The 24118-nt window shown below is 47.0% G+C and carries 16 protein-coding genes; 13 read left to right on the top strand and 3 right to left on the bottom strand.

The window, feature by feature from the left end:
* Positions 1-141: 141 nt before the first annotated feature.
* From BUC05_RS12780 to BUC05_RS12770, 3 genes are all read left to right on the top strand, one after another.
* Positions 142-1602: a protein adenylyltransferase SelO gene (locus BUC05_RS12780; RefSeq protein ID WP_073304890.1), complete on the top strand. Its 1461-nt coding sequence runs from the start codon at positions 142-144 to the stop codon at positions 1600-1602.
* Positions 1603-1756: 154 nt separating this feature from the next.
* A complete protein-coding gene (locus tag BUC05_RS12775) occupies positions 1757-2749 on the top strand; it encodes an ROK family protein (RefSeq protein ID WP_011245983.1) in 993 nt (330 codons plus the stop codon).
* Positions 2750-2770: 21 nt separating this feature from the next.
* Positions 2771-3994: an MFS transporter gene (locus tag BUC05_RS12770; protein WP_051881117.1), complete on the top strand. Its 1224-nt coding sequence runs from the start codon at positions 2771-2773 to the stop codon at positions 3992-3994.
* A 105-nt stretch (positions 3995-4099) separates the two neighbouring features.
* Here the strand turns inward: BUC05_RS12770 and yicI are convergent, their stop codons facing one another.
* The gene (yicI, locus tag BUC05_RS12765; protein ID WP_073304888.1) at positions 4100-6403 is read right to left on the bottom strand and encodes an alpha-xylosidase; all 2304 of its coding nucleotides are present in this window, start codon (positions 6401-6403) and stop codon (positions 4100-4102) included.
* Between the two features lie 449 nt (positions 6404-6852).
* Here yicI and BUC05_RS12760 point away from each other — a divergent pair, with 449 nt between their 5' ends.
* The 8 genes from BUC05_RS12760 to BUC05_RS12725 all read left to right on the top strand — a co-directional run bounded on the left by BUC05_RS12760 (position 6853) and on the right by BUC05_RS12725 (position 17801).
* On the top strand, positions 6853-8652 hold the full coding sequence (locus BUC05_RS12760; protein WP_073304886.1) for a sensor histidine kinase: 1800 nt from the start codon (positions 6853-6855) through the stop codon (positions 8650-8652).
* On the top strand, positions 8645-10126 hold the full coding sequence (locus tag BUC05_RS12755; protein ID WP_063608618.1) for a response regulator transcription factor: 1482 nt from the start codon (positions 8645-8647) through the stop codon (positions 10124-10126). Before BUC05_RS12760 ends, BUC05_RS12755 begins: the two co-directional genes overlap by 8 nt.
* A 94-nt stretch (positions 10127-10220) precedes the next feature.
* Complete coding sequence (locus tag BUC05_RS12750; RefSeq protein WP_063608617.1) at positions 10221-11186, top strand: ABC transporter permease; 966 nt, start codon at positions 10221-10223, stop codon at positions 11184-11186.
* Positions 11187-11216: 30 nt separating this feature from the next.
* On the top strand, positions 11217-12113 hold the full coding sequence (locus BUC05_RS12745; protein WP_063608680.1) for a carbohydrate ABC transporter permease: 897 nt from the start codon (positions 11217-11219) through the stop codon (positions 12111-12113).
* 25 nt (positions 12114-12138) lie between these two features.
* Positions 12139-13800 carry an ABC transporter substrate-binding protein gene (locus BUC05_RS12740; protein WP_073304884.1) on the top strand — a complete coding sequence of 554 codons (1662 nt, stop codon included), beginning with the start codon at positions 12139-12141 and terminating at the stop codon, positions 13798-13800.
* A 124-nt stretch (positions 13801-13924) separates the two neighbouring features.
* Complete coding sequence (locus BUC05_RS12735; RefSeq protein WP_073304882.1) at positions 13925-16273, top strand: glycoside hydrolase family 95 protein; 2349 nt, start codon at positions 13925-13927, stop codon at positions 16271-16273.
* Positions 16274-16341: 68 nt separating this feature from the next.
* Positions 16342-17073, top strand: coding sequence for an NAD-dependent epimerase/dehydratase family protein (locus BUC05_RS12730; protein WP_073304880.1), 732 nt, complete (start codon positions 16342-16344; stop codon positions 17071-17073).
* Positions 17074-17201: 128 nt separating this feature from the next.
* Positions 17202-17801 carry a GNAT family N-acetyltransferase gene (locus BUC05_RS12725; RefSeq protein ID WP_244153304.1) on the top strand — a complete coding sequence of 200 codons (600 nt, stop codon included), beginning with the start codon at positions 17202-17204 and terminating at the stop codon, positions 17799-17801.
* A gap of 138 nt (positions 17802-17939) precedes the next feature.
* Here the strand turns inward: BUC05_RS12725 and pelA are convergent, their stop codons facing one another.
* The gene (gene pelA, locus BUC05_RS12720) at positions 17940-18971 is read right to left on the bottom strand and encodes a pectate lyase (protein WP_084140052.1); all 1032 of its coding nucleotides are present in this window, start codon (positions 18969-18971) and stop codon (positions 17940-17942) included.
* A 65-nt stretch (positions 18972-19036) separates the two neighbouring features.
* Positions 19037-19915: an AraC family transcriptional regulator gene (locus BUC05_RS12715; RefSeq protein WP_073304876.1), complete on the bottom strand. Its 879-nt coding sequence runs from the start codon at positions 19913-19915 to the stop codon at positions 19037-19039.
* A 96-nt stretch (positions 19916-20011) separates the two neighbouring features.
* Between BUC05_RS12715 and BUC05_RS12710 the strand changes: the two genes are divergently transcribed.
* Both BUC05_RS12710 and BUC05_RS12705 read left to right on the top strand, forming a co-directional pair.
* Positions 20012-22309, top strand: coding sequence for a helix-turn-helix domain-containing protein (locus tag BUC05_RS12710; protein ID WP_073304874.1), 2298 nt, complete (start codon positions 20012-20014; stop codon positions 22307-22309).
* A gap of 209 nt (positions 22310-22518) precedes the next feature.
* Positions 22519-24033, top strand: a complete 1515-nt coding sequence (locus BUC05_RS12705) for an extracellular solute-binding protein (RefSeq protein ID WP_073304872.1) — start codon at positions 22519-22521, stop codon at positions 24031-24033.
* Positions 24034-24118 lie beyond the last annotated feature (85 nt).

Below are 24118 nucleotides of genomic sequence, written 5' to 3'. Positions count from 1 at the left end.
GCACGTTCAATCTCCGCTGGCGTTGGCTGACGAAAAGGGAAGGCGGCCGTTATCATTGGTATGTGCAATGATGCCATGTATAATGAAAAATAAACAACAAACACTGACTATAATCAATGGCACATACGAAAAGGGGATACCATGACTGAACAAGCGAAATGGAATTTTGACAACAGTTACACCCGTCTTCCACAGCCGTTTTTCGCCCGTCTTAAGCCAAACCCAGTGCGGTCGCCAAAGCTTGTCCTCTTTAATGAACCGTTGGCGACTGCCCTTGGCTTGAATGGGGAAGCGTTGCAGCAGCCTGAAGGCGTCGCCGTCCTTGCTGGCAATGTGATCCCTGAGGGAGGGGAGGCGCTCGCGCAAGCGTATGCTGGCCACCAATTCGGCCACTTTACAATGTTAGGGGACGGCCGCGCATTACTGATTGGCGAGCAAATCACGCCTGATGGCAATCGCTTTGACATCCAGTTAAAAGGATCAGGGCGGACGCCTTTTTCCCGTGGCGGCGACGGCCGTGCGGCGCTTGGACCGATGTTAAGGGAATTTTTGATTAGCGAAGCGATGCACGCACTTGGCATTCCGACAACTAGAAGTCTCGCTGTTGTAACTACAGGAGAAGAAATATGGCGGGAAACGGAACTGCCTGGCGCTGTGCTGACTCGTGTCGCTAAAAGCCATCTTCGTGTGGGCACGTTTCAATATGCAGCTGGGCGTGGCGAAGTAAGCGATGTGAAAACATTGGCTGACTATGCGATTAAGCGCCACTATCCAGAACTAGCGGAAAGCGAGAATCCTTATTTATCCTTGTTGGAACAAGTCATTTCCCGCCAAGCCAAACTGATTTCCCAATGGCAGCTCGTTGGCTTTGTCCACGGCGTCATGAATACCGACAATATGACGATAAGCGGGGAAACGATCGATTACGGGCCATGCGCTTTTATGGATAACTACGACCCGGCGACTGTATTTAGTTCGATTGATACGCAAGGGCGGTATGCGTACGGCAACCAGCCGCAAATCGCCAACTGGAATTTGGCCAGGTTCGCTGAAACACTCGTGCCTTTGCTTGCTGAAGATGAAACTAAAGGGGTGGAAATGGCCCAATCAGCGATTGAAGGCTTTAAAGGTCAATATGTAAGCAATTGGCTGGCAGGCATGCGCAAAAAGCTAGGCTTATTCAATGCGGAAGACGGTGACAAGGACTTTGTAGAGAAGTTGCTCCGCCTTATGCATGAACATGAAGCGGATTACACCAATACATTCCGGTTGTTAACACTAGGCCAACCAGAAAAAACGGCGATGAATGGAGCTGCTGAATTTTCCGAGTGGCTCGAACAATGGCAACAGCGGCAAAGCAGGCAAGCGCAAACGAAGGATGAGGCGATGAAGCTGATGCGAACCAACAATCCTGCCGTTATCCCACGTAACCACCGCGTCGAAGAAGCGCTTGCGGCTGCAGTCGATGAAGAAGATGACAGCTTGGTGAAACAATTGATTGCTGTATTAAAAGAGCCTTATGCGTACAGCGAAGAGCAAGAACGATATGCCGAGGTGCCAGAACGTTGCCAACATGGCTATGTGACCTATTGTGGCACATAAGTGTAAAACAAGGGTGCTACCCATGTTCTAAAGAAAGAGCATAACCAAGTGTTATGCTCTTTTTTTGTCTTGACAGCAAGTGCTTGCTGAGCCATACTTACTTTGTCAAATGACTTTATAAAGTGAGTTTATAAAGGTGGGGATGGAGGTGCCTATGGGAAAAGCGCATACGCAGTTGCTCAAAGAAATCAATTTGGGCAATGTGCGCCGTGCCATGCGGACAGCAGGAAGTGCGACAAAACCGGAATTGGCGGAAGCAACTGGGTTAAGCGTTGTGACAATCGCCTCGCTTGTAAAAGAGCTTATACAGATAGGGGAAATTTACGAAGGAAAGGCAGCTCATTCAACGGGAGGCCGTCCGCCAGTCACGTATCATTACAACTATGACATTTGCATGGCGTTGTTGGTAATCCTTCATGAGCATAAGGAAGAAGTACTTGTGTCGGTGATTAACTTAAACGGCGATGCCTTGAAAAAACAAACACATGTAGTTGCCAATTTTGATGTGGACGCGATTTGTATCCTTGTCGATGAATATGTAGCGGCCTATCCGGCGATTAAAATGATTGGAATGGGCATTCCTGGCCAGCAAGTGGACGGAGAAATGAAAGTCAGCAGCCATGAAAAACTAATTGGAGCGAGGTTAACGGAAACGATCCAACAGCGATGTGCTTTGCCAGTATGGTGGGAAAATGACATTAATGCAGCCTTGAGCGGCTATTGTGCAAAATATCCGCCAAATGAAGGGGAGTCTGTCATTGGCCTCTTTTTTCCAGAACATCGCCCACCTGGTTCAGCCATGTATATAGACGGAAAATTGTTTAAAGGCAAAAACGGGATGGCGGGAGAAATTAAATTTCTGCCTGTCGACGTTGATTGGTACCAGCCGCTTGAAAGCAGGCGTTTTACTGAATTCGTTTGCTACACGCTGCAACTGCTTAATGCAGTGCTTGCCCCTGACAAAATCATTATTTACCAACATCGCTGCAACAAAGAAGAATTGCTAGCTGCTTGGCAAGCACACGAGCACGATCACCCGATGCCAGTCTCGCCGAAAGTGATTGTATCTGACGGTTTTGGCGCTGATTTTTTGCGAGGCTTAAAGGCGATGGTGTTAAGAGGACTAGAAGAAAATGCGTATGAATGAGAGACGAAATCGGAGGAAACGATGAGAAAACTCGTATGGATGGCTTGTTTGGCATATTTACTTGCCGGGTTTGGCCATATTATTATCGGTTCTGTCCTAGAGCCAATGATGGATGCGTATCAGCTTGATTACCGTGATGGCGGACAGCTAATTATGAACCAATTTCTTGGATTTTTAGTAGGGGTGTTGTTTGCGCCTCTTGTTATAAAGGTACTTGGCCGCAGACTCGTTTTGCTGTTGGCGTTAGCGTTGTTTGCAGCCTCGCAATTGTCGCTGTTCTTGATGCTGCCTTGGAATGTATTGCTTGCCATCATCCCCCTTGGAGGTGCAGGGTTAGGGCTTACAGAGACCGTGCTTGCCGGTTTAATTATTGGCAAGTTGAAGGAAAAAAAGGCTTCGATTATGGTGCTGACAGAAGTGTTTTTCGGGGTAGGCGCGCTGGCTGTGCCCGTCCTTTCCGCTCTATTGATTGCAAATGGAAATTGGAATATGGTGTTTTTGGTCGTCGGCGCAGCTGTGGTGGTTAGCTTCTGTTTATGGCTGTTTCTTCGTTTTGATGAACATGAGCCACTGCTAACAAAAGAAGCCGTTGCCGGTGCTGATGGGGATGAGAGGCCATTAAAGGCTCGTTATCCAAAAACGTCGCTGCCATTGGTTTTATTTGGCTCGATCTTTTTCTTTTGCTATGTTGGCGTCGAAATGACGTTCCCGAATTATTTGCCTTCAATTTTAGCAATGACATCTGACCTTTCCCCGTCTGTGCTTGCCCTTAGCATTACCGTCTTTTGGGGGGCGATGACGATTGGCCGGATGATCATGGTCTTTGTTGTCGGCAAAGTAAACGTCGCGACCTTGTTTTTGCTTGCTGTTTTTGGCCAGTTAGCGACGCTCGGACTGTTTGCGATTTCTCCCCATTACATCATCAGTTTTATCGTCATCTTTTTCGCAGGGTTGCTAATGGGAGGCATCTTTTCGTTAGGATTGCTTGTTGTCAATGAAGGGCTGCCAGGGCTTGAAGACCGGACAACGAGCTTGTTAATTGCGATGGGTGGACTAGGCGGAGCGCTGTTGCCTCGTCTAACAGGAAGCTTGCTTGATCATTATTCCGTACAAGTAACACTGCTCGTGATCTTCGCGTTTGCGCTCGTGATGACAGCGTTGATGTTTCTCATCTTCCATTTTCGCAAACGGTTGTTTACAGAAGCGGGAAAAGGTGGCAGTGAACGGATAAGTGAAGTTGGTTGATGAGGACGACAGAGAAAAATGTTGATGAGAACCTGACAAGTCAGGAGAGTGAAAGCCGCAATAGACAGTTTGAAACGGGGCAGCGACGGCTGCCCCGTTCTTACGTTAATCAGGCAATGTGACGCTTACTTCTTCGCCCTCTATTAAGACGCCAAGCTCATGTGGTGTCCACGCCCCGCCGTCTATGGAGAGAATGGTGTCGACGTTGCGCAGCAGCCAAGTACATGTTCCTGTTACGCCGTTTGCGCTTAAAGCGAGTGTGTTGCCTGTTTTGGAGGCGCGGGCAGAAGCGGCAGCTGTCCCGTTTTCATCGTGGATCGTACACGTTGCTTCATCGCTAATCGCGAATAAATGAAAGGCAACATTTTCGGTATAATCATAGTCCGCTGTTTGCTCTTCTGCACCGAAAGGGAGAATCGTGTTTTCGCGGACGAGCAGTGGCAATGTTTCATAACTGTGGTGTTCGCTATGCCATTTCCCGCCGGCGATGAACGCGTTTGTCAGGAGGTTGGTCCAATTGCCTGCTGGCGCGTAATAGCGGACGTTTCCTGTGTCATTAAAAATCGGAGCGACGAGCAGGCGGTCGCCAAGCATGTATTGGCGGTCAAGTGTGTGGCATGTTTCGTCATCTCGGTATTCGAGCAGCATCGGCCGCAGCATTGGCACGCCATCTTTGCTTGCTTCGACGGCTTTGGCAAATAAATAAGGCATTAATCGGTTTTTCAATTTCGTAAACGACCGTGTGACATCTACCGCTTCCTCGTCATACAGCCATGGCACTTTGTAATCGCCGCTTCCATGGTAACGGCTATGGGAGGACAGCAAGCCAAATTGCGTCCAGCGCTTGTACAGATCAGGCGTAGAGCCTGTCTCAAATCCGCCAATGTCGTGGCTCCAATAGCCAAAGCCGGCTAGTCCAAGTGAAAGGCCGCCACGGAGCGTCTCGGCCATCGAAGCGTATGTGGAAAAGCTATCGCCGCCCCAATGGACTGGAAATTGCTGCCCGCCCACCGTTGCCGAGCGGGCAAACAGGACCGCTTTGTTTTTTCCTAGGCGCTTTTCAAGCAATGTGTAAACGGTTTCGTTATAAAGGTGCGTGTAATAGTTATGCATTTTCAGAGGGTCGGCTCCATTTGCATAAACGACGTCCGTCGGTATTCGTTCGCCAAAATCGGTTTTAAAGCTATCAACGCCCATGTCAATTAATGTTTCCAGCATGTCTGTATACCACGTTTTTGCCTCTTCATTTGTAAAGTCAACTACGCCAAGGCCAGGCTGCCATTTGTCCCACTGCCACACGCTGCCGTCAGGGCGCTTTAGCAAGTAGCCTTTCTGCTTGGCTTCGGCAAATAGCGGTGATTTTTGGCCGATGTATGGATTGATCCATACACAAATGTTTAGCCCTTTTTCTTTTAAACGGGAAAGCATGCCTTTTGGGTCTGGAAATGTCCGTTCATCCCACTGAAAGTTGCACCATTCGAACTCTTTCATCCATAAGCAGTCAAAATGGAAGACATCAAAGGGCAAGTCCCGTTCTTGCATGCCGTCGACAAACGAATGGACCGTCTTTTCATCATAGTTTGTCAAAAACGATGTGCTTAGCCACAGGCCAAATGACCATTTTGGCAATAGCGGCGGCTTACCGGTGAGCGTTGTGTAGGTGCGGAGCACATCTTTAAGGGTGTCACCCGAAATAATGAAATACTCAAGCTGTTCGCCGGGAACGCTGAATTGCGCTTTTGATACTTTCTCTGAAGCGATTTCAAAAGATACCCGTTCTGGATGGTTGACAAAAACGCCGTAGCCTTTATTGCTCACGTAAAACGGGATGTTTTTGTATGCTTGCTCGCTGCCAGTGCCGCCGTCTTCGTTCCAAATGTCAACAGACTGGCCGTTTTTGACAAATGGCGTAAACCGTTCGCCGAGCCCATATACATATTCACCGACGTCAAGTGACAGCTGTTCCCGCATAAAGGGAGCTCCGTTATCAGCGACAATATGGCTTAAGCATTGCCTTTCGCTTGTTGTAACCAAGTCGCCTTTTCGTGAAAAAGCGAAGCACCAATCATTTTTGTTGACCGTTAGAACAAGTTCGCCGCTTTGGAAAGAAAAGGACTGTTCGTCTTCTTTGCTGGTAATGTCTGCTTTTTCCGTATATAGAGGGAAATCGGGCCCCTTGTCAACGCCGCCTCCGTGGTGGACGCTACGGACACGAATCACATCATTCATAGGCGCCGATACAGTGACGGTCATCATGCCGCCGTCAAGCGTCATCCCTGGATGGGCGATTTTTTGGAATGGGCCATACAGTGTTGCCTCTGAATCTGTTTTGCGAATGTCATACACTTCTTGCGGAGATCGAATTTCAAAGCCTGCTCGGTTCATCCAGCAGCCATTGCTGAACTTCATCGTCTCACCTCATTTATATGATAGCGTTTTCGAAATCGGGATTATCGTACATGAGATTGCCGCCGTGCGCAATGAGGCGGCTAAAGGGAAAAAAGCAAAAAAACGACAGGAGGGCCGGGGAAAAGTCTTGATGGCATGGAGGTTTTCCAGCAACCAGATTGTTTTGTTACCTATAATTTTAACATGAAATTTGCACTGATTTTCTCTCTATATGCTGTCCTTGCCTTTGTCCTACACTGAATGTAGACGCAGGAACAACAACGATAGCCAAACGGGGCGCTTCTGTCGTCGTTGGCATTTTCCTACGGTCTACTCGCATCTTTGTCTGACAAGTGTTTTCATCAGTCTGATGGTTGTCGAAGAATCGACAACCATAGCGGATTCGGCTTTTTAGGCATACGTTATAATGAGGGCACAATTGAAAGCGTTTGCTTAAAGGAGATGACAACATGAGGAATGCTTTTCATCAATATGTTTCGACGAAACTGAATCAAATCAAAATACGGGATAAGCTTATTCTCATGTTCCTGTCTAGCGTGGTCATTCCAATTGCCGTTGTTGGCTTGTTTTTAACCAATGAATTAAAAGCCAATGCCATAAAGGATGCGCAAGAACAGGCAGACATGAATGTCGAACGTGTCAAACAGCGAATCAATGAAGTACTGAAAGGGCCAATTATGGTTGCGAATCATTTGCAATTTGATGAACGGTTAAGCGAATTGGTCAACACCGACTACGAACACTCATTTTCTGTCTTTCAAGCATACCGCTCTTACCCTGATTTTGCCTACCATAAAGGAAACCACCCAGAAATTGAAACGATCCGCCTTTATGTGGACAACCCAACGTTGTTGAATAACTGGACGTTTATACCAGTGGAAGGGTCGCAAATGGCTAGTTGGTACACCATCGCAAAAGAGGATGTAGGCTTTTACCAATGGTTTTATTTGCAAGATGAGACGCAAGGTGGCGGCCACTATTTAAGTTTAATGAAACGGATTAATTTTATTGAATACGGCACATTCGGATTGCTCGTTATTACAATTGCCCCTGACCTGTTGGAAACGATTATGCAACAGGAAACGCACCAGACGGTCGTTGTCGATGAACAGAATTCCATTATTTCGTCGTCGGAACCGTCATTCATTGGCGAAAACTTAGACGAGCTTGTCGTAGTGACAGACAGGGGAGAAGGAAAGCATGGATTTTACGAAGGCCAAGCAAATGGGGAACCGATTCACATGATGGAAACAAGTTTGTTTCCCGAGCTAAGCCAAAACCAACTGCGGATTGTCTCCATCATCCATACCGAGGATATCGTTGGCGCGGCGAAAAAACTTAGTTATTTTGGCATTCTTGTTACCGGGCTCGGCATTGCGTTCTCGTTATTTTTGATCGTTTGGTTTTCATGGGGCTATGTGAATAGGCTTTCGCGTTTAAGTGCGACGATGAAAGAAGTGGCACAAGGCAATTTAACAACGAAAGTTGCACTCGATGGAACAGATGAAATTGGCCAAATTTCTTTGCAGTTAAACAAAATGATTGATGACTTGAACGAATCGATTGCCCAGTTGCTCGAAGCCAATGAACAGAAAACAGCCCTTGAACGGAAGCAAAATGAAATGAAATTTAAAATGATGGCGAGCCAAATGAATCCCCATTTTTTGTTTAATACGCTGGAGGCGATCCGGATGCGCGCCCATATGAGCAATGAAACGGACATTGCGAAGGCAGTCAAACGCCTAGGACAGCTATTGCGAAAAAGTTTAGAAGTCGGCAGCAGCATGATTCCATTAAAGGAGGAACTGGAAATGGTGCGGAGCTATTTAGAGATACAGTCGTTTCGCTATGGCGAGCGCCTAACGTATGACATGGACGATGCTGTCACAAGCGATAACGTTGCTGTGATTCCGCTCACAATCCAACCGCTCGTCGAAAACGCCGTCTCCCATGGGCTTGAAGCCAAAGAGGCAGATGGTTATGTGAACATTCGCATCAAGCAGGCAGAAGATGGGACATGGATTGAAGTGAGCGATAACGGGATCGGAATGGGACCACAACGGCAGCAAGAAGTCCGGGAAATGATCGAAGATCCTCTCGAAAAGCCGGAAAACCGGATTGGTTTGCGCAATGTCCATCAGCGCTTAAAACAAACGTACGGCACCGACGGCCTCCTAATTAGCAGCAGCCAAGGAGAGGGGACAACGGTGCGCTTTTTGATTCCGAAGGAGGAAGGAAGCTATGTATAAAGTGTTGATTGCCGATGATGAGTGGATGATTCGGGAAGGGGTAAAAAATCTAATTCCCTGGGAACACTATGGCTTCGAAGTGGCTAGCTTAGCATGCAATGGCAAAGATGCCCTTGAAAAATACAAACACGATAAGCCTGACTTGGTCATCGCAGATATACGAATGCCACAAATGGACGGGCTGTCTTTGCTGAAGCAAATTCGCACTGAAAACGAAGCGGTCCCTTTCTTATTGCTTAGTGGGCATGCCGACTTTCACTACGCCCAAGAGGCGATCGGCCACGGCGTAGACGGGTACTTGCTCAAACCTTTAGAGGAAGATGAGCTTATTGAGCATTTGCAAATCGTCTTTCACAAATTGGAACAAAGAAAACAAGCGCATGTCCTGCGCCAGCAAAGTGTACGGATTGAGCAAGAACGCCTTCTGCTCAACTTGTTGGCAGGAAAGCCGCTGCCGCCAAGTGTGGATATCTCCCGCCTCGGTCTTGCTGCTTCACGGTATCAAATATTTTTGGTGCACGCTGGGGAGAGAGACGCATTAGAGCACTTAGCCGAACAGATTCCCCACACCGCTGTGCCTTTTGCCAAAGGCGGGGACGCTGGCTTATTGATTTGCCATCTTCAAGAGGGGCTAACGAAAAGCGAGTTGCAGCAGTGGGCGTCTCATTTGCTCGCGCCTATGCGCCATGGGGCATTAGGGAAGTGCGTCCGCAAGCTGTCTGCGATTCAAGCTTCCTATACTGCTGCCAAATACCTCCTTTCACTAGCCTTTTATGCAGACAAAGGCAGTGTGATTTCAGAGCTGCCGACTGTGCTCCAAGACGGGCAACTAGCGAAAAAGCAGCTTTCGTTTTATGAAGAGCGCACCTACTTGGCGCTCCACATTGGCGAGAAAGAGCCGGCCAAACAGGCAGTCTCCGATTTTTTGGCGGATGTCGCTGCCCGGCGTATGAAGGAGGCTTCTTTAAAAGCAAAAGCAAGTGAATTGGCACTGAACGTCATCCAACGCTTAATCGCTAGCCATGTGTTGGCAAAAGAATGGGCGCAAAAAGGCTATCGTTTCACGGCACAGCTTCAAGAAGCGGAAGACTTTTTACAGTTACGGCATGTGCTTCGATGTTTGTGCGACGAGCTTGCGGCCAATACGAACGTGCGCAGCAACGACACCGCTGTTAAAAAAATGATCGACATGATCGATAGCCGCTATGACGAGAATTTGCGGCTTGAGACGATATCTGCTGTTTTAAACTACAACAGCGCCTATTTAGGCAAACGCTTTAAACAAGAAACAGGCGATTATTTTAACACGTATTTGGATAAAGTCCGGATTCACAAAAGCAAAGAGCTGCTTCGCGCTGGCTGCAAAGTATACGAAGCCGCAGAAAAAGTAGGCTATCCCAATGTCGATTACTTTCACCGCAAGTTTAAAAAATACACGGGAATGTCGCCGTCGGCATTCAGAAAGAAAGACTAGACACTCCAATTTTGACCTGATTTCTAGTCGGATTTAGTTGGTATTTCCAAAATCGAAATCCAGCTAAGATGAAAGACAGAGAGGCGGGGGTGAAATGAAGCTTATAAAAAAGAAAGCGCATTCAGTCGCTGCTGCGCCTTTAGGGCAAAAACGCTCCTTTAGGCAAACTGTATGGCAGCAACGGTATCTCTATGCGATGTCATTGCCGTTTGTCGCCTGGGTGTTTGTATTCCATTATTTTCCGTTGTTTGGCTGGACGATGGCCTTTCAAGATTATCGCCCAGGGTTGGCCTTTTTTGAGCAGGAATGGGTAGGGTTCAAACATTTCATTGAGTTGTTCCAAGATGAACGCTTTTACTTAGTGTTGCGGAACACATTAGTGATGAGCCTTTTAGGGCTGCTTGTCGGTTTTACATTTCCGATATTATTTGCTGTGCTGTTAAACGAGGCGCGGGCCAAATTGTTTAAAAAGACTGTACAAACCGTTTCGTATTTGCCCCATTTTGTCTCGTGGGTCGTTGTTGCTGGGATTGTCACAAAAATGCTTTCTGTTGATGGAGGCATTGTCAATGAAGTACTCGTGGCGACAGGGGCCGCTGATAAGCCGATCCAATTTATGACGAAAGGCGAATGGTTTTGGATTATTGTCACACTTGCTGATTTGTGGAAGGAAATGGGCTGGAACTCGATCATCTTCTTGGCGGCAATGGCCGGAGTCGATCCTCAGCTTTATGAGGCGGCAAAAGTTGATGGTGCCAGCAGATGGCGGCAAATTTGGCATATTACGTTGCCAGGCATCCGCCCCACGATTTTAGTCGTGCTGATTCTGTCGATTGGCAGCTTAATGACCATCGGTTTTGAAAAGCAATTTTTGCTTGGAAACCCGACAGTCGTTAACTATTCTGAAGTACTTGATTTGTATGCATTAAATTATGGCATTAACCTTAGCCGTTTTTCTTATGGGACGGCGATCGGCATTTTCAACTCGCTTGTAGCGATTATTCTGCTTTTTATTGCAAACGGCCTATTCAAACGCTATGCCAATCAAAGTGTCATGTAAGGGGGGAGGGAAGTGAATCATAGCAAGCCGATGCGCTTTTTAACAGGCGATGGGTTATTTAATGTCATCAATTACTGTTTTTTAACGATCGTGTTTTTAGCAACGCTTTACCCTTTTTTAAACGTGCTGGCGATTTCTTTAAATGATTCAACCGACACAGTCCGAGGCGGCATTTACATTTGGCCACGGGAATGGACGCTTGAAAATTACCGAACGATCTTCCAATACGACCATTTAGTGACAGGGTTCATCAATTCTGTGTTGCGGACGATCATTGGCACTGTCCTTGGCATTTTTTCCTCGGCTATGGTTGCGTTTACACTAAGCCGCGCCGATTTTCAAGGGCGAAAGTTTGTGTCGATGATGCTTGTGTTAACGCTTTATTTTACAGGAGGATTGATTCCTGGCTACATGCTCATGCGGGAATTGAACTTAATTAACACGTTTTGGGTTTATGTCCTCCCTGGAATGGTGAATGCATTTCACATTATCATCGTCCGCTCGTTTATGGACGGGCTGCCGTACTCCCTTCAGGAATCGGCGAAGATGGATGGCGCCAATGATTTTACGATTTTTTGGCGCATTATCATGCCATTATGTACGCCAGTGCTTGCGACAATTGCCTTGTTTGTCGCAGTTGGCCAGTGGAATGCTTGGTTTGATACGTATTTGTACAATGGCAGCAATCCAGACTTGACGACATTGCAGTATGAACTGATGAAAATCTTGCAAAATACGACGATGGGCGGTTCTGGCGATGCCAACGCTTACCGCAGCATAAGCGGCGATCAAGCTGCACAAACGGTCTCACCTGAGTCGATTAAAATGGCGATTTCCATGGTGACGGTCGTGCCAATTTTATTGGTTTACCCATTTTTACAGCGCTTTTTCGTCCAAGGCATGACGCTTGGTGCTGTAAAAAGCTAAATAGTAAAAAGGGGGAAGAAGAGACATGGAGAAAAAAAGCGTGGTAAGGGCATCAACCATTGCTGGAGCGGTTATGGTGGCACTGGGAATGGCAGGGTGCACGAGCGATGATGCTAGCAATGAATCAGACGATAGCCCGGTTACCTTTACGTTGTTTAGCGCCGATCCTCACTCCCAGTGGGACAACATGGAAAGCCCTGTAAGCCAAAAAGTGATGGAAGAAACAGGCGTTACGTTGCAGCCTGAATTTGATGTCAATGGAGGCGAGCAAAAAATTGCCTTAATGGCGGCGAGTGGCGATTACCCAGATTTTATTTTGCCAAAAGGCTCAGCGAGCACACTTGTCAACGCTGGCGCTTTTATCGACTTGACAGACTTGATCGAAGAGCACGGGCCGAATTTAAAGAAAGCGTATGGCGACTATTTTAACCGCCTGAAATGGAGCGAAGAAGACGAGAGCATTTACATTTTGCCGACTTCGCCAATCGACCATACGTATTGGGAACCTGGCAACGGCTTTATGCTCCAGCATGAAGTCGTAAAAGAACTTGGTTATCCAGACATTCGTACTGTCAAAGACTTTGAAGACGCCATTCGTGCTTACATGGAGGAAAACCCGACCATTGATGGCCAGCCGACGCTCGGTTTGTCGTTATTGGCTGATGATTGGCGGATTATGATATCGACAACGAATCCGGCTTTCTATGCGACTGGCGCTCCAGATGACGGCGAGTTTTATATTGACCCGGACACCTATGAAGCGACGATGCATTACCGCCGTGCGGAAGAAAAGGAATATTTCCGCTGGCTGAACCATATGAATGACAGCGGTTTACTGGACCCAGAAAGCTTCGTGCAAAAATACGACCAATATTTAGAGAAAATCTCATCAGGGCGTGTGCTCGGGCTCATTGATGCAGACTGGCAAGTCGACGATGCGGAAAGGGCATTGCGAGAAGCAGGCAAACATGAACGGATGTACGGCATGTATCCTGTGACATTAACGGAAGAATACAAGCACCCTAATTTCCAAGATACTGGGTATCTTGGCGGCTGGGGCATCGGCATATCCATCGACAATGAAGACCCAGTCAAGGCGATTCAATTTCTGGATTACCTCGTTTCAGAAGAGGGGCAAATCCTGCAAAACTGGGGATTGGAAGGAGAACACTATGAAATCGTCGATGGCAAACGCGTCATCCCTCCAGAAGAAATGGAGGAACGGAATAACAATGCCAACTATGTGAAGGAAACGGGCATTGGCGTCTTGAAAGGCTTCGCTCCAGCTTACGGCGATGGCGTGGAAGATTCGACAGGGCAAACATTTACAATCGCCAATACAGAACAAATCATCGATTCCTATACAGAAGTGGAAAAAGAAGTCTTAAGCAACTATGGCATTGAGATGTGGAAAGATTTATACCCACAAGAAGACGAATTTCCAGTTAAGCCATGGGGAGCCGCTTACAACATTCCAGTTGATTCTACCTCCGATTTGAATGTCATTATGCAGCGCTGCCTTGACATTGTCAAACGCAAAGTCCCTGAAGCGATTTTAGCGGCTCCAGAGGAATTTGACCAAATTTGGGATGAATTTATGGCCGAGCTTGAAGGAGCTGGCGTCGAAGAAGCCGAAAAAGAATACACGGAACTTGTGCGCACACGCGTTGAATTGTGGAATGACTAACAATAACGGTGGCGGACCACGACACATTAGCTGAGACGACGGGTGCGAGCGCTTGGCTACAGTCTGAGAACCTGCGGCAAGCAGGTTCTTTTTTAAACTTTATATACAAAAGGAGGAAGAACAGATGCAACTGACCGAACAGCAACCAGCGCAAACGTGGACCGAGGCTTATCCGATTGGAAATGGGCGGATAGGGGCGATGGTTTATGGTGGTGTGGAACACGAAAAAATCGCTTTAAACGTGGATAGCCTTTGGTCAGGGCCGCCTGCTAAAAGGAACCAAGCGCCTGTGAAAGGAACAGTAGCAGACATGCGCGCAGCCATTGCCGCAAGAGACTTTCAAGCGGCAAGTCGATACGCAAAAGACATGCAAGGCCCATACACGCAATCGTATTTGCCACTCGGCGATTTGCATATCTTGTTTCCTTTGCGTATGCATTCAAGCACTCGTTATGAACGGACGCTTCAGTTGGAAACGGCAACGGTGACGGTGGAAGACGGGTTATACAAAAGAAGCGTTTTTGCTAGTAAGCCTGACGAAGCGATCATTTTGCGTTTAGAGGCTGTTGCCGAGCTGCCGCTATCTTTTTCGGTGTGGCTAACATCGCCATTGCGTACGATTGGATGGCCCGATCAGGACCATGTCGGCCTAGCAGGCTGGTGCCCAGAATATGTAGCCCCTAACTATGTCCCGTCTTCAGAGCCGATCCGTTACACAAGCTATGAAACATCGTCGGCGATCCGGTTTGCTAGTGCGGTACAATTGCTCGAAACAGACGGGAACGCAGCGGTTAAGAACAACAAACTCGTTGTTGAGGATGCCCGTTATGCGACGGTGCTCGTTCATATGGAAACTAGTTTTGCGTCAGCACAGGCATCCCAAGGCAAAGAGCCAATCACGCTCATTCGCAAACGCCTTAGCGAAACGGTTACGAGCACGTACGAGACGTTGCAGAGCCGGCATTTGCAAGACTATCAATCCCTTTTTCAACGGATGACGTTTACCCTTAACGAAACGGAACGAGAGAAGCTTTCCACAAGCGAACGCCTCGCCAAGTACGGCGCCAATGATGGTAAGCTTGTTGAGCTGCTCTTTCAAATGGGCCGTTATCTCCTTATTGCCAGCTCAAGGGAGGGGACAGAGGCAGCCAATCTTCAAGGAATATGGAATGAACATATTCGACCGCCATGGAGCAGCAATTATACATTAAACATTAATGCACAAATGAACTATTGGCCAGCAGAAACCGCCGCTTTGCCAGAATGCCATCAGCCTTTTTTAACGTTTATCGAAGAGCTGTCCGAGCAAGGAAAAGCCGTCGCCAAAAATTACTACCAATGTAGGGGCTGGACAGCGCACCATAATAGCGACATTTGGCGGCAAGCAGAGCCAGTCGGCGGTTTTGGTGGCGGCGATCCTGTCTGGGCTTTTTGGCCAATGGCCGCTCCGTGGCTGACGCGCCATTTGTGGGAGCATTATTTGTTTTCAGCCGATCGTGCCTATTTAACGGAGCGCGCCTATCCAGTCATGAAAGGCGCCGTATTATTTTGCCTCGATTGGCTCGTTCAAGATGAAAACGGCGCCGTTTATACGAGCCCGTCGACTTCGCCAGAGCATCGCTTTTTGTACAAAGGCCAGCCTTACCCAGTATCAGAAGGCGCTGTGATGGATCTTGCCTTACTGGAAGATGTCTTTCACCTTTTTTTAGCGGCCAACGAGCTAGTTGGCGGGGACCAACAGTTGGCCACCGATGTGAAAGATGCTTTAAATCAGTTGAAAAAGCCGCCGTTAAGCGCTGAAGGCGCGTTGCAAGAGTGGACGCATGGCTTTCCAGGAGAAGACATGCACCATCGCCATCTTTCTCATTTGTATGGTGTCTACCCAGGCAGCCAGTGGAGCAGCAACCACCAACAAAAACGCTACCAAGCAGCGAAGCAATCGTTAAGCGAACGAGGCGACGGAGGGACTGGCTGGAGTTTGGCGTGGAAGCTCTGTTTATGGGCGCGGTTTCTTGACGGGGATCGGACAGATGCGCTCATTTCTCGTTCTATGCAACTAGTGCGCGAAGGCGATGAACAGCATGAAAGCGGCGGCGTCTACCCGAATTTGTTTTCCGCCCACCCACCTTTCCAAATAGATGGCAACTTTGGCTTTGTTGCCGGAGTGATTGAAACGCTCGTCCAGTCCCATGAAGGGTTTATCCGGTTGTTGCCGGCTCTTCCCCGTCGTTGGAAACAAGGCGCCATTACAGGAGTCAGATGCCGAGGTGGTTTTACGATTGACCTCGAATGGCAAAACAGCAGCGTTCTTGCTTGTACCGTCTATGCCAGTTGCGAGAATGCATGCGTCGTCGTCTTCCCGAATGCGATGAGTACGACTGAAAACGGGGAACGAATGGCGATTGATGCAGGCAAGCTTTATGCGTTTAAGGCGGAAAAAGGCCAATCCTATACATTTCAAAACAATGGTTAATGTTAGGAAGAAAACGGTAATAATCACTAAGAGGCACGAGTTTGCCGAATGAGAAGGAGGGCGCGGTGGTGAAAAAGATCGTTTTAGTAGGCGGGGCAGGAACGGTTGGTGCTATTCTTGCGAAAGGGCTAAAGGACAAGTATGAAATCGTCATTATGGACGTGCAAAAGCCAGACGACAATGTGGCTTTTATTGAAGGGGATGCTGTTGATTTTGACGGGCTCTTAGAAACGCTTCCTGATGACACAGATACAATTGTCAATTTGTTGCGGATCGAGTCAACAAAGGGCATTGACAGCAAAGCGCATTTTGACGAGATGACGGCGCTGTTTTTCAATGCCAGTTATTATCTGTTATTGGCAGCACAAACAAAAGGCATTCGCCGGGTCGTGTTTGCGAGCAGCAACCACGTCACGGATGGTTACGAAAAAGACGGCTACTCTTTATTGCCACGGGAAATTACCGTTGACGATTTTCCGAAAACGAACAGCCTTTATGGCGTGCTGAAATTTGCCTCCGAACAGCTAGGTTATTTGTTTGCCAAAGAAGGCAAGCTATCTGTCATCAACTTGCGGATTGCCTCTGTTCCACCAGCCGAAAAACGAAAACAGCCGAATGATCGGCTTAAGCGGACGTTGCTTGCCGATGAAGACTTAGTGGCGCTCGTTCAAGCATCGATCGAAACAGATAAAAACTACGGGACGTATTACGGCGTTTCTGACAATCGTCATAAACCGTGGAGCACATTAAACGCTTATCAGGAGCTAGGGTTTGGCGGAAAAGCTAGCAAAAAGGAGTAGGGGAGGAAATAGGGTTGTCCAAAAAGGCCGCGTGTCTAGTTGGGCAGCTTTTTTTAAAAAAGAATGGCAGGATAGACGATGAATGATAAGATAGGGTAGGAAACAGATAGAATGAAGGGGTTATGAATATGGAAGATATTTTACAAAAAGTAGATGATAGCCATTATTTTTGGCAAGACGATAACGTTAGATTGCGTGCGATGCAACCTGAAGATTGGCAAGCAGACTACCTTAGTAAGTTTGATACGCCTGCTCGTCGTTTTTTAGCATGTGCGATTGAGTTGCCTCCTACTGTTTCAGGTTCTCAAACGTTCGCGGAGGAACATGCCGATTTTGCGTCAACAAAGGGAAGAATCATGTTTACGATCGAAAATGAAAAAGGCAACAATATAGGCAGTATAAATTTAAACCGTATTGATGAGAGAAATGGGACATTTAGTATTGGGATCATCATTGATAAACAGTACCGGGGAAAGGGATACGGTACAAGCGCCATGAATATTCTTTTAAAATATGCTTTTTTTGAACGAAGACTTCACAAATTTAATGACTGTGTTCTCAAAGGAAATGAAGGTTCTGTTAAAATGATGGAAAAACTGGGCTGTATTCAAGAAGGGGTTCGTCGACAAGTAGTCTACATGGACGGACAATATGTAGATTTAATTCTGTTTGGATTAACAAAAGATGAATTTGTGGAAGCGCGAAAAGAAGCGTATACGTTTGGCTAAGAAGCGATTCTTCATTCGGAAGGTCGCTTTTTCTTTCTCCTTTAAACAGGCAGGTAATGTAATGGGCTAGATAGGTCAAGGACTTCCAACGTTGTGAAAGTCCTTGACTGTAGCCAAACGACAACCTAAAACCAACGTTTAACGAAGTTTTTGCGGCCACGTGCCGGCCCAAGCATAGCCATAACGCCGTTCTTGTTCAACGTTCATGATGTCATGGTGGATGACGCCATCACGCCCTGAAAAAATCGGGCGGTTGGTGCCGATTTGATAAAAACGATACCAAATCTCTGCCCCAGGCTCATAGAAAAAATGGGGCTCAACGCGGCGCTCGTAGCGTGTATCAGCGACACGAGCTTCATCCATCCACGCCCGCGCTGCAGCAATCGCTTCTTGGACCGCAGCTGATTGGTTTGGCTGGTCTTCCAGCCATTGGACAATGCCTACCGATTCATCTGTTGCAATTGAAGGATGCTCATAAGCACGTCCTTGCTGTGGTTGTAGCGTCACAGGGTCATGTTGTTGGCCCCAGGCGGTTTTCTTGCCGTTTGCGACAATTTGGGCTTGTAAAATATAATCCAATCCGCCCTCAATGGATGCGGCCATTTGTTTGCGCTGTGAATCATTGAATAAGTCGCCTTCAAATGGCGCTTTTCCTTGGCGGGCGTCTTCCAGTAAACGGAGGACGTTGACCATCGCATGGTCGTTAAAAGTGACATAATTGGAGTACCAGACGGAACTGGACGGATCGCTGCCTCGTTGCGGGTACACTTGGCGAAAGCCGCCGCTCGGATATTGGAGTTTATAAAGAAAATCAATGCCGTTGTGGACGCTCGCTTTAAAGCGTTCGTCTTTTGTCAGTTGGTACGCTTCGGCCACAACGCGAATTTCAGAGACGGTGGCATCATTGTCAATCGTCCCAAGTTCTTGTCCATTTGAAGTCCAAACCGATTTCGCTTCCCTGCCGTTCCAGTCTCGCGTATACATTTGCGGCATGTCTTTCGACCAGCCGCCATGGTCCATTTGCCAAGTCAACAGATGGTTCGCTTGTTTAATGATCGTTTCGTTGGAAACCGTTGCTTCTTCTGCAGCAGCAGTGGATGTCAGCATAACGAAAAAGCCAGCACATAATCCAAAAATAGCAAACTTGGACATTCGTTTAAGCGCTTTCAAAAAAGGACCATCCTCCTTTCGTTAAGTTGCCTTTAGCATAACAAAGAAGAATTGACTCATTTTGTTTATCTGCCACCTAAAGATTGCCTATTTTTGTGCAAATAGGAATGACGGTATTGAATCGGCGAAACCGCCATTATACGTTTAAAGACGCGATGAAAATGTTCAAGGCTGGCAAAGCCTGCTCTCTGGCAGACGATTTTAACAGGCAAGCTCGACTCTCCCAACAGTTTGCAAGCCTCTGCAATACGGACTTTTTGAATGTACTCGCTTAAACGAGTACCTGTGACATGTTTGAATAGCCGGCTTACGTATGAAGGGCTTAAGTGGACATGAGAGGCAAGTCGATTAAGGTCTAACCGCTCTTGGTAATGCTGTTCGATGTGCTGAATTAGCTGTGATGCCACGCGTGTTTGTTCGGAAAGAGCTGGCAACGGCTGTTGCTCCATGTGCAGCGTAAAATCAAGCGCCCGTTTGCTTTCGATTAACAGCTGTGACAGCAGCGATTGCTGATAAAGAAGGCTATCCTTCGTCGCAGGACTGTTGTACTCTTTAAGAAGCTGCATAAAAAGCTGATTAAATTCATCTGCCCGCTTTTGCGGAATTTGCAAAACCGTAAAGGCAGGGGACAGCAGCGGTTTAGCCAGTTTTTTTAACTCGTTTGAGAGGACCGCTGGTTGGAAATTAACGACATAACGGGCATGTTCGGGTACAGGAGCGGCTTTCATTCTATGGATGAAGTGGGGTGAAATAATTAAAAGGGTGTGCTTCTTTAACAAGATCGAGCCGTTTTTGGACATGAACAAACGCTCGCCTTCTTCCAGCCAATGAAACTCAAAATCGTTATGGAGATGGTAATGGTTCATATCAAACGGTGGTTTTATCTTGCAGTTGTAATCTACATAAATAGAGCGGCTTCGGACAGAAATGGCCAATCGGTCCATAATCAAACTCCTTTCTTTATGGATGACCTGCTCGGTATCTTTCACTATATCAGAAATTTAAGCGCTTTCATATATGCAGAAAAAGGGGTGTTTTGATTGCAGCGTAGCATGTGGATGAAATTGCTGCTATATGGCGGCCTGCTGAGCACCATACCGGTTATTGTCGTTGGCGTGTTTGCTTATATCCAGTCAACGAACCAGGCCGAACAAAGGGTTGAAAATGAAAAGTTGCAATTGATGAGACAAGTCCAGGCAAATATTGAAACGGTGCTGACAACCGTCCACCATTCTTTAAATAATACGATTGAGTCGCCGACGATGGAAGCAGCCATTCGCACGTCTTTAGATGGCGAGGATTTTCTCGTTTACCGAGACTTGCGGACGGAGCTCAGCAAACTGCAATCATTTGATACAAAAGTAGAGGAAACGATTGTGTTAAACAAGGACCAGAATTGGCTTGCCACCAATCAGGGCATTCGGCGCCTAGACAGCCACGTAGATTATGAACGCTATTTGACTTTTTTTGATTTGCCGTATGATACGACATGGAAATTGATAGCCAATGATTCTTTTACAGAGCCGATCATACGGCGTAATTGTCCGTATAGTCTCAGTCTTATAAAAAAATTGCCAGCGCGTGCTAGTGAGAAATTTGGGCTTGTCTTTGCCAATATCCCGATGTGTACGATCCAAGAAATGATCGGCGGAGATGAAGTGGACGACGAGCTGATGATTTTAGACGAACATAACCGTGTCATTGTCCACTCTGATGAGCAGGCAGTCGGAAAAACATTAGCTGAATTAGGCTTTTCAGAACCAGTGTGGACAACGGAGGCAGCCGGCCAGTTTACGGTTGACCGAGATCAAGAGCCATTTGCCATTACCTATTCCTCTTCTACATTTACAGGTTGGAAATATGTCTCGGTTACACCAATGGACGAATTAATGGCTGAAACAAAAAGCATTGGCTGGTTTACGTTTTATGTTGTGCTTGCGATCATTTTGTTGTCAGCACTCGTTGTATGGCTGTTCTCACGCAAATTGTATTTGCCTGTGCAAAAGCTTGTTGCCGCAGTCACGCAAAAGGAGAACGGCGTGCCAACTGGGAAAAGGCGGACGGAGTTTCAAGTTATTGAAGATACACTGCAAGAGCTTTTCTCATCAAAGTCGATGCTGGAACAAGAACTAAGCATCCATGCGAAACAGTCAATGACGTTATTTTTAATGCGTTTGTACCAAGGCCATTTCTCGGAAGCAGAAAGGCAAGAACGGCTCAAACTTTATGGGCTCGACAGCCGAATGGCAAAGTGGCATTCCTACAGTTTGCTCGTTGTCCATTACGAGCAAACTCAAAAAGAAGAAGACCAACAGGAAATGGATTTGCTTACGTTTGCGATGCTCAATGTCGCTGAGGACACCATTCCCGATGAATACCGTCTTCCCGCCGTGTGGGTCGACCAGCTGCTTGTCCTGTTTATCGGTTTAGAAACAGATAGCCAAGAACAAGGGAAATCAGTCATTTACCAATGGAGTGAACGGCTTAAATCATTTATGCACCATTACTTAGAAGCCGATGTCAGCATTGGCATTAGCGCCCCATTTACAAACATGGCCCAGACGAGCACCGCCTATAAAGAAGCAAAAGAAGCACTCACCCATCGGCTTAAATTTGTCGATAACGTCATTATTAATTACGAAAGCATCCAAGCGAAAGAAAAGTCGAGTATGTTCCAGTATCCTGAACACTTGGAAGAAGAATTGTTGCTAGCGCTCCGTCTTGCCGATGATAAACAAGCGTATGACTTGTTTAACCACTTGCTGGCAGAGGTTAGCGAAGGAGCCCATCATCTCGGTGAAGTCCGTGTTTCCTTTATGCGGTTGCTCAACCGAATGCTGCAACTTTACCAACAAAGCGGATTGCGCCACGATCAAGGCGTGCTCTTGCCAGAAGGCACCCTTTATCAAGAGTGCTTAACGATTCCTAGCCAAGAGCAAATGAAAAATTGGTTTGTCAGTCGCCTGATTGACCCATTGCTATCAGCCTTCAAACAAGTGAGCGAATCCCAGTTCCAACACTTATCAGAAAAAATGATCGACTACATCCACCAGCATTACCACCAAGCGGTAACGCTTGAACAATGCGCAGCTGATTTGCATTACAATGCCAATTACTTGAGCAGCGTGTTTAAAGAAGGCACGGCAATGACGTTTAGTGAATATTTGGCCCAATATCGCTTGAAAAAAGCAAAGGAATGGTTGGCGAAGACATCAGAACCAGTCAAAACGATTGCCGAAAAGCTTGGTTACAACAACTCGCAAAACTTTATCCGCTCGTTCAAAAAAATGACTGGAATGACGCCAGGCCAATACAGGCAACAAAAACAATTAAAATGACGTTATAAGCAAAAAACAGGCCCATAACGGCAGTAATCATTTTGTTAGGTGAGGCGCAAATCGTGGATTGCTGCTGGGATTATGGGCAAATGATTATTCAAAAAAATGCGGCGCCTCGCTAATATGGGAAGCAGAGAAAAAAGGCTGCAGCCAAAAAACAAGCAGGTGGGAAGCGGAGAAAAAATGAACAAAAAGGTGGGGGTTTACAAATGGCAAGTTGGAAACAAATGTGTGCAGCATTGAGCGTGGGCGTTAGTTTAGTAGCAATCGCAGGATGCGGCGAAAATGAAAGCGCTTCCTCAGAAGGGGAAAAGACTTCGGCTGAAGAAGGCCCGTTTAAATTTACAATCATGGCTAATTTGCATACAGCAGAAGTACCAGAAAAAGAAGTCCAACATTTATTAGAAGAGGCAACAAACACAGAGCTCGACATTCAATGGGTGCCAGACAGCAATTATGAAGAACGGTTAAATACCGCGTTTGCGACAGGGACGTTGCCACAAGCTGTTTATATGAAAAACCAAACAACCTATGACCAGTTTAAAGATGCGATTCGCGATGGGCAATTTTGGGAAATTGGCCCTTATTTAGAGGAATTCGAGAATTTGAAAAAACTAAAGCCAGAAGTCGTTGAAAATACAATGGTTGATGGAAAAGTATATGCGCTCTACCAAGGCCGTCCGTTAGCCCGTTCAGGCATCATCTATCGCAAAGACTGGGCTGACAACCTTGGTCTTGAGGCGCCAACAACGATTGAAGAGTTTGCAGAAATGGCGCGCGCTTTTACAGAAGACGACCCTGATGGCAATGGCCGCGACGATACGATTGGCTTAACAGACCGGAACGACCTCATTTATGGGGCCTTTAAAACAGTGGCATCTTGGCATGGGACGCCAAATGGATGGGGCGAAAAAGACGGCGAGCTTTTGCCAGAATTTATGTTTGATGAGTATATCGATACGTTAGACTTTTTTAAAGAACTTCATGAAAACGGATACATGAACAAAGACTTTCCGGTTACAAGCAAGCCAGACCAACAAGCGCTCTTAAAAAATGGAACAGCGGGCATTTATGTAGGCTCGATGGGCGACGTATTGACGCTGTATTCAGAAGCGTCGCAAATCAATCCTGATTTAGAATTTGATGTCCATAACTATGTCGAAGGGCCAGATGGCGAATACAACATTTGGGCGATTCCAGGTTACGGCAATTTGGTGATATTCCCGAAATCAGCCGTACAAACGGAAGAAGAGTTAAAAAGCATTCTTTCTTTCTATGACCAGCTCATGGAGCCGGAGAACGCAAACTTGATTTACTGGGGCATCGAAGACGAGCACTACACTATTGAAGACGGCAAAGCCGTTGCGATTGAGGATACGCAGCGGACGGAGCGCGAAGTCAAACCGTACCAATCGATTGAAATCGGCGAAGCTGAAACCAATGGACGCTACTTAGGGCAAAGCCATTATCCAGTCAAATTAAAGGCCGATGAACTCGAAATCGATAACGAGTCTTATTTGGTTCACGACCCGACAACGACGCTTCATTCGCCAACGGCGCAAACACATGGCGAACGTTTGCAGCAAATTATAAACGATGCAACGTACCAGTATATCCTTGGACAAACCGACCTCGCTGGCTTTGAGCAAGCAGTTGAAACGTGGAGAAGCCAAGGCGGCGATGACATGATCAGCGAGTACAACGAGTCATACAACCAGCAATAAGCAGCAATCATCCAGACTGAAAGGGCTGGCAAGCTTCCGCCCGATTAATCGGGCGGAGGCTTGCCTCCCTTTATATTCAATGAAA

The organism is Shouchella rhizosphaerae (assembly GCF_900142675.1).
Taxonomy (GTDB): Bacteria; Bacillota; Bacilli; order Bacillales; family Bacillaceae_D; genus Shouchella; species Shouchella rhizosphaerae.
Note: the sequence above shows the minus strand (reverse complement) of the source record. Positions and strands in the feature narration are given on the sequence as shown.

What these genes read in the sequence shown, in the direction of transcription:
- BUC05_RS12780 (WP_073304890.1), top strand. Translation starts at nt 142, where the DNA reads ATGACTGAACAAGCGAAATGGAATTTTGACAACAGTTACACCCGTCTT.
- BUC05_RS12745 (WP_063608680.1), top strand. Translation starts at nt 11,217, where the DNA reads ATGCGCTTTTTAACAGGCGATGGGTTATTTAATGTCATCAATTACTGT.
- BUC05_RS12750 (WP_063608617.1), top strand. Translation starts at nt 10,221, where the DNA reads ATGAAGCTTATAAAAAAGAAAGCGCATTCAGTCGCTGCTGCGCCTTTA.
- BUC05_RS12770 (WP_051881117.1), top strand. Translation starts at nt 2,771, where the DNA reads ATGAGAAAACTCGTATGGATGGCTTGTTTGGCATATTTACTTGCCGGG.
- BUC05_RS12740 (WP_073304884.1), top strand. Translation starts at nt 12,139, where the DNA reads ATGGAGAAAAAAAGCGTGGTAAGGGCATCAACCATTGCTGGAGCGGTT.
- BUC05_RS12715 (WP_073304876.1), bottom strand. Translation starts at nt 19,915, where the DNA reads ATGGACCGATTGGCCATTTCTGTCCGAAGCCGCTCTATTTATGTAGAT.
- BUC05_RS12705 (WP_073304872.1), top strand. Translation starts at nt 22,519, where the DNA reads ATGGCAAGTTGGAAACAAATGTGTGCAGCATTGAGCGTGGGCGTTAGT.
- BUC05_RS12775 (WP_011245983.1), top strand. Translation starts at nt 1,757, where the DNA reads ATGGGAAAAGCGCATACGCAGTTGCTCAAAGAAATCAATTTGGGCAAT.
- BUC05_RS12755 (WP_063608618.1), top strand. Translation starts at nt 8,645, where the DNA reads ATGTATAAAGTGTTGATTGCCGATGATGAGTGGATGATTCGGGAAGGG.
- yicI (WP_073304888.1), bottom strand. Translation starts at nt 6,403, where the DNA reads ATGAAGTTCAGCAATGGCTGCTGGATGAACCGAGCAGGCTTTGAAATT.
- BUC05_RS12725 (WP_244153304.1), top strand. Translation starts at nt 17,202, where the DNA reads ATGGAAGATATTTTACAAAAAGTAGATGATAGCCATTATTTTTGGCAA.
- BUC05_RS12735 (WP_073304882.1), top strand. Translation starts at nt 13,925, where the DNA reads ATGCAACTGACCGAACAGCAACCAGCGCAAACGTGGACCGAGGCTTAT.
- BUC05_RS12760 (WP_073304886.1), top strand. Translation starts at nt 6,853, where the DNA reads ATGAGGAATGCTTTTCATCAATATGTTTCGACGAAACTGAATCAAATC.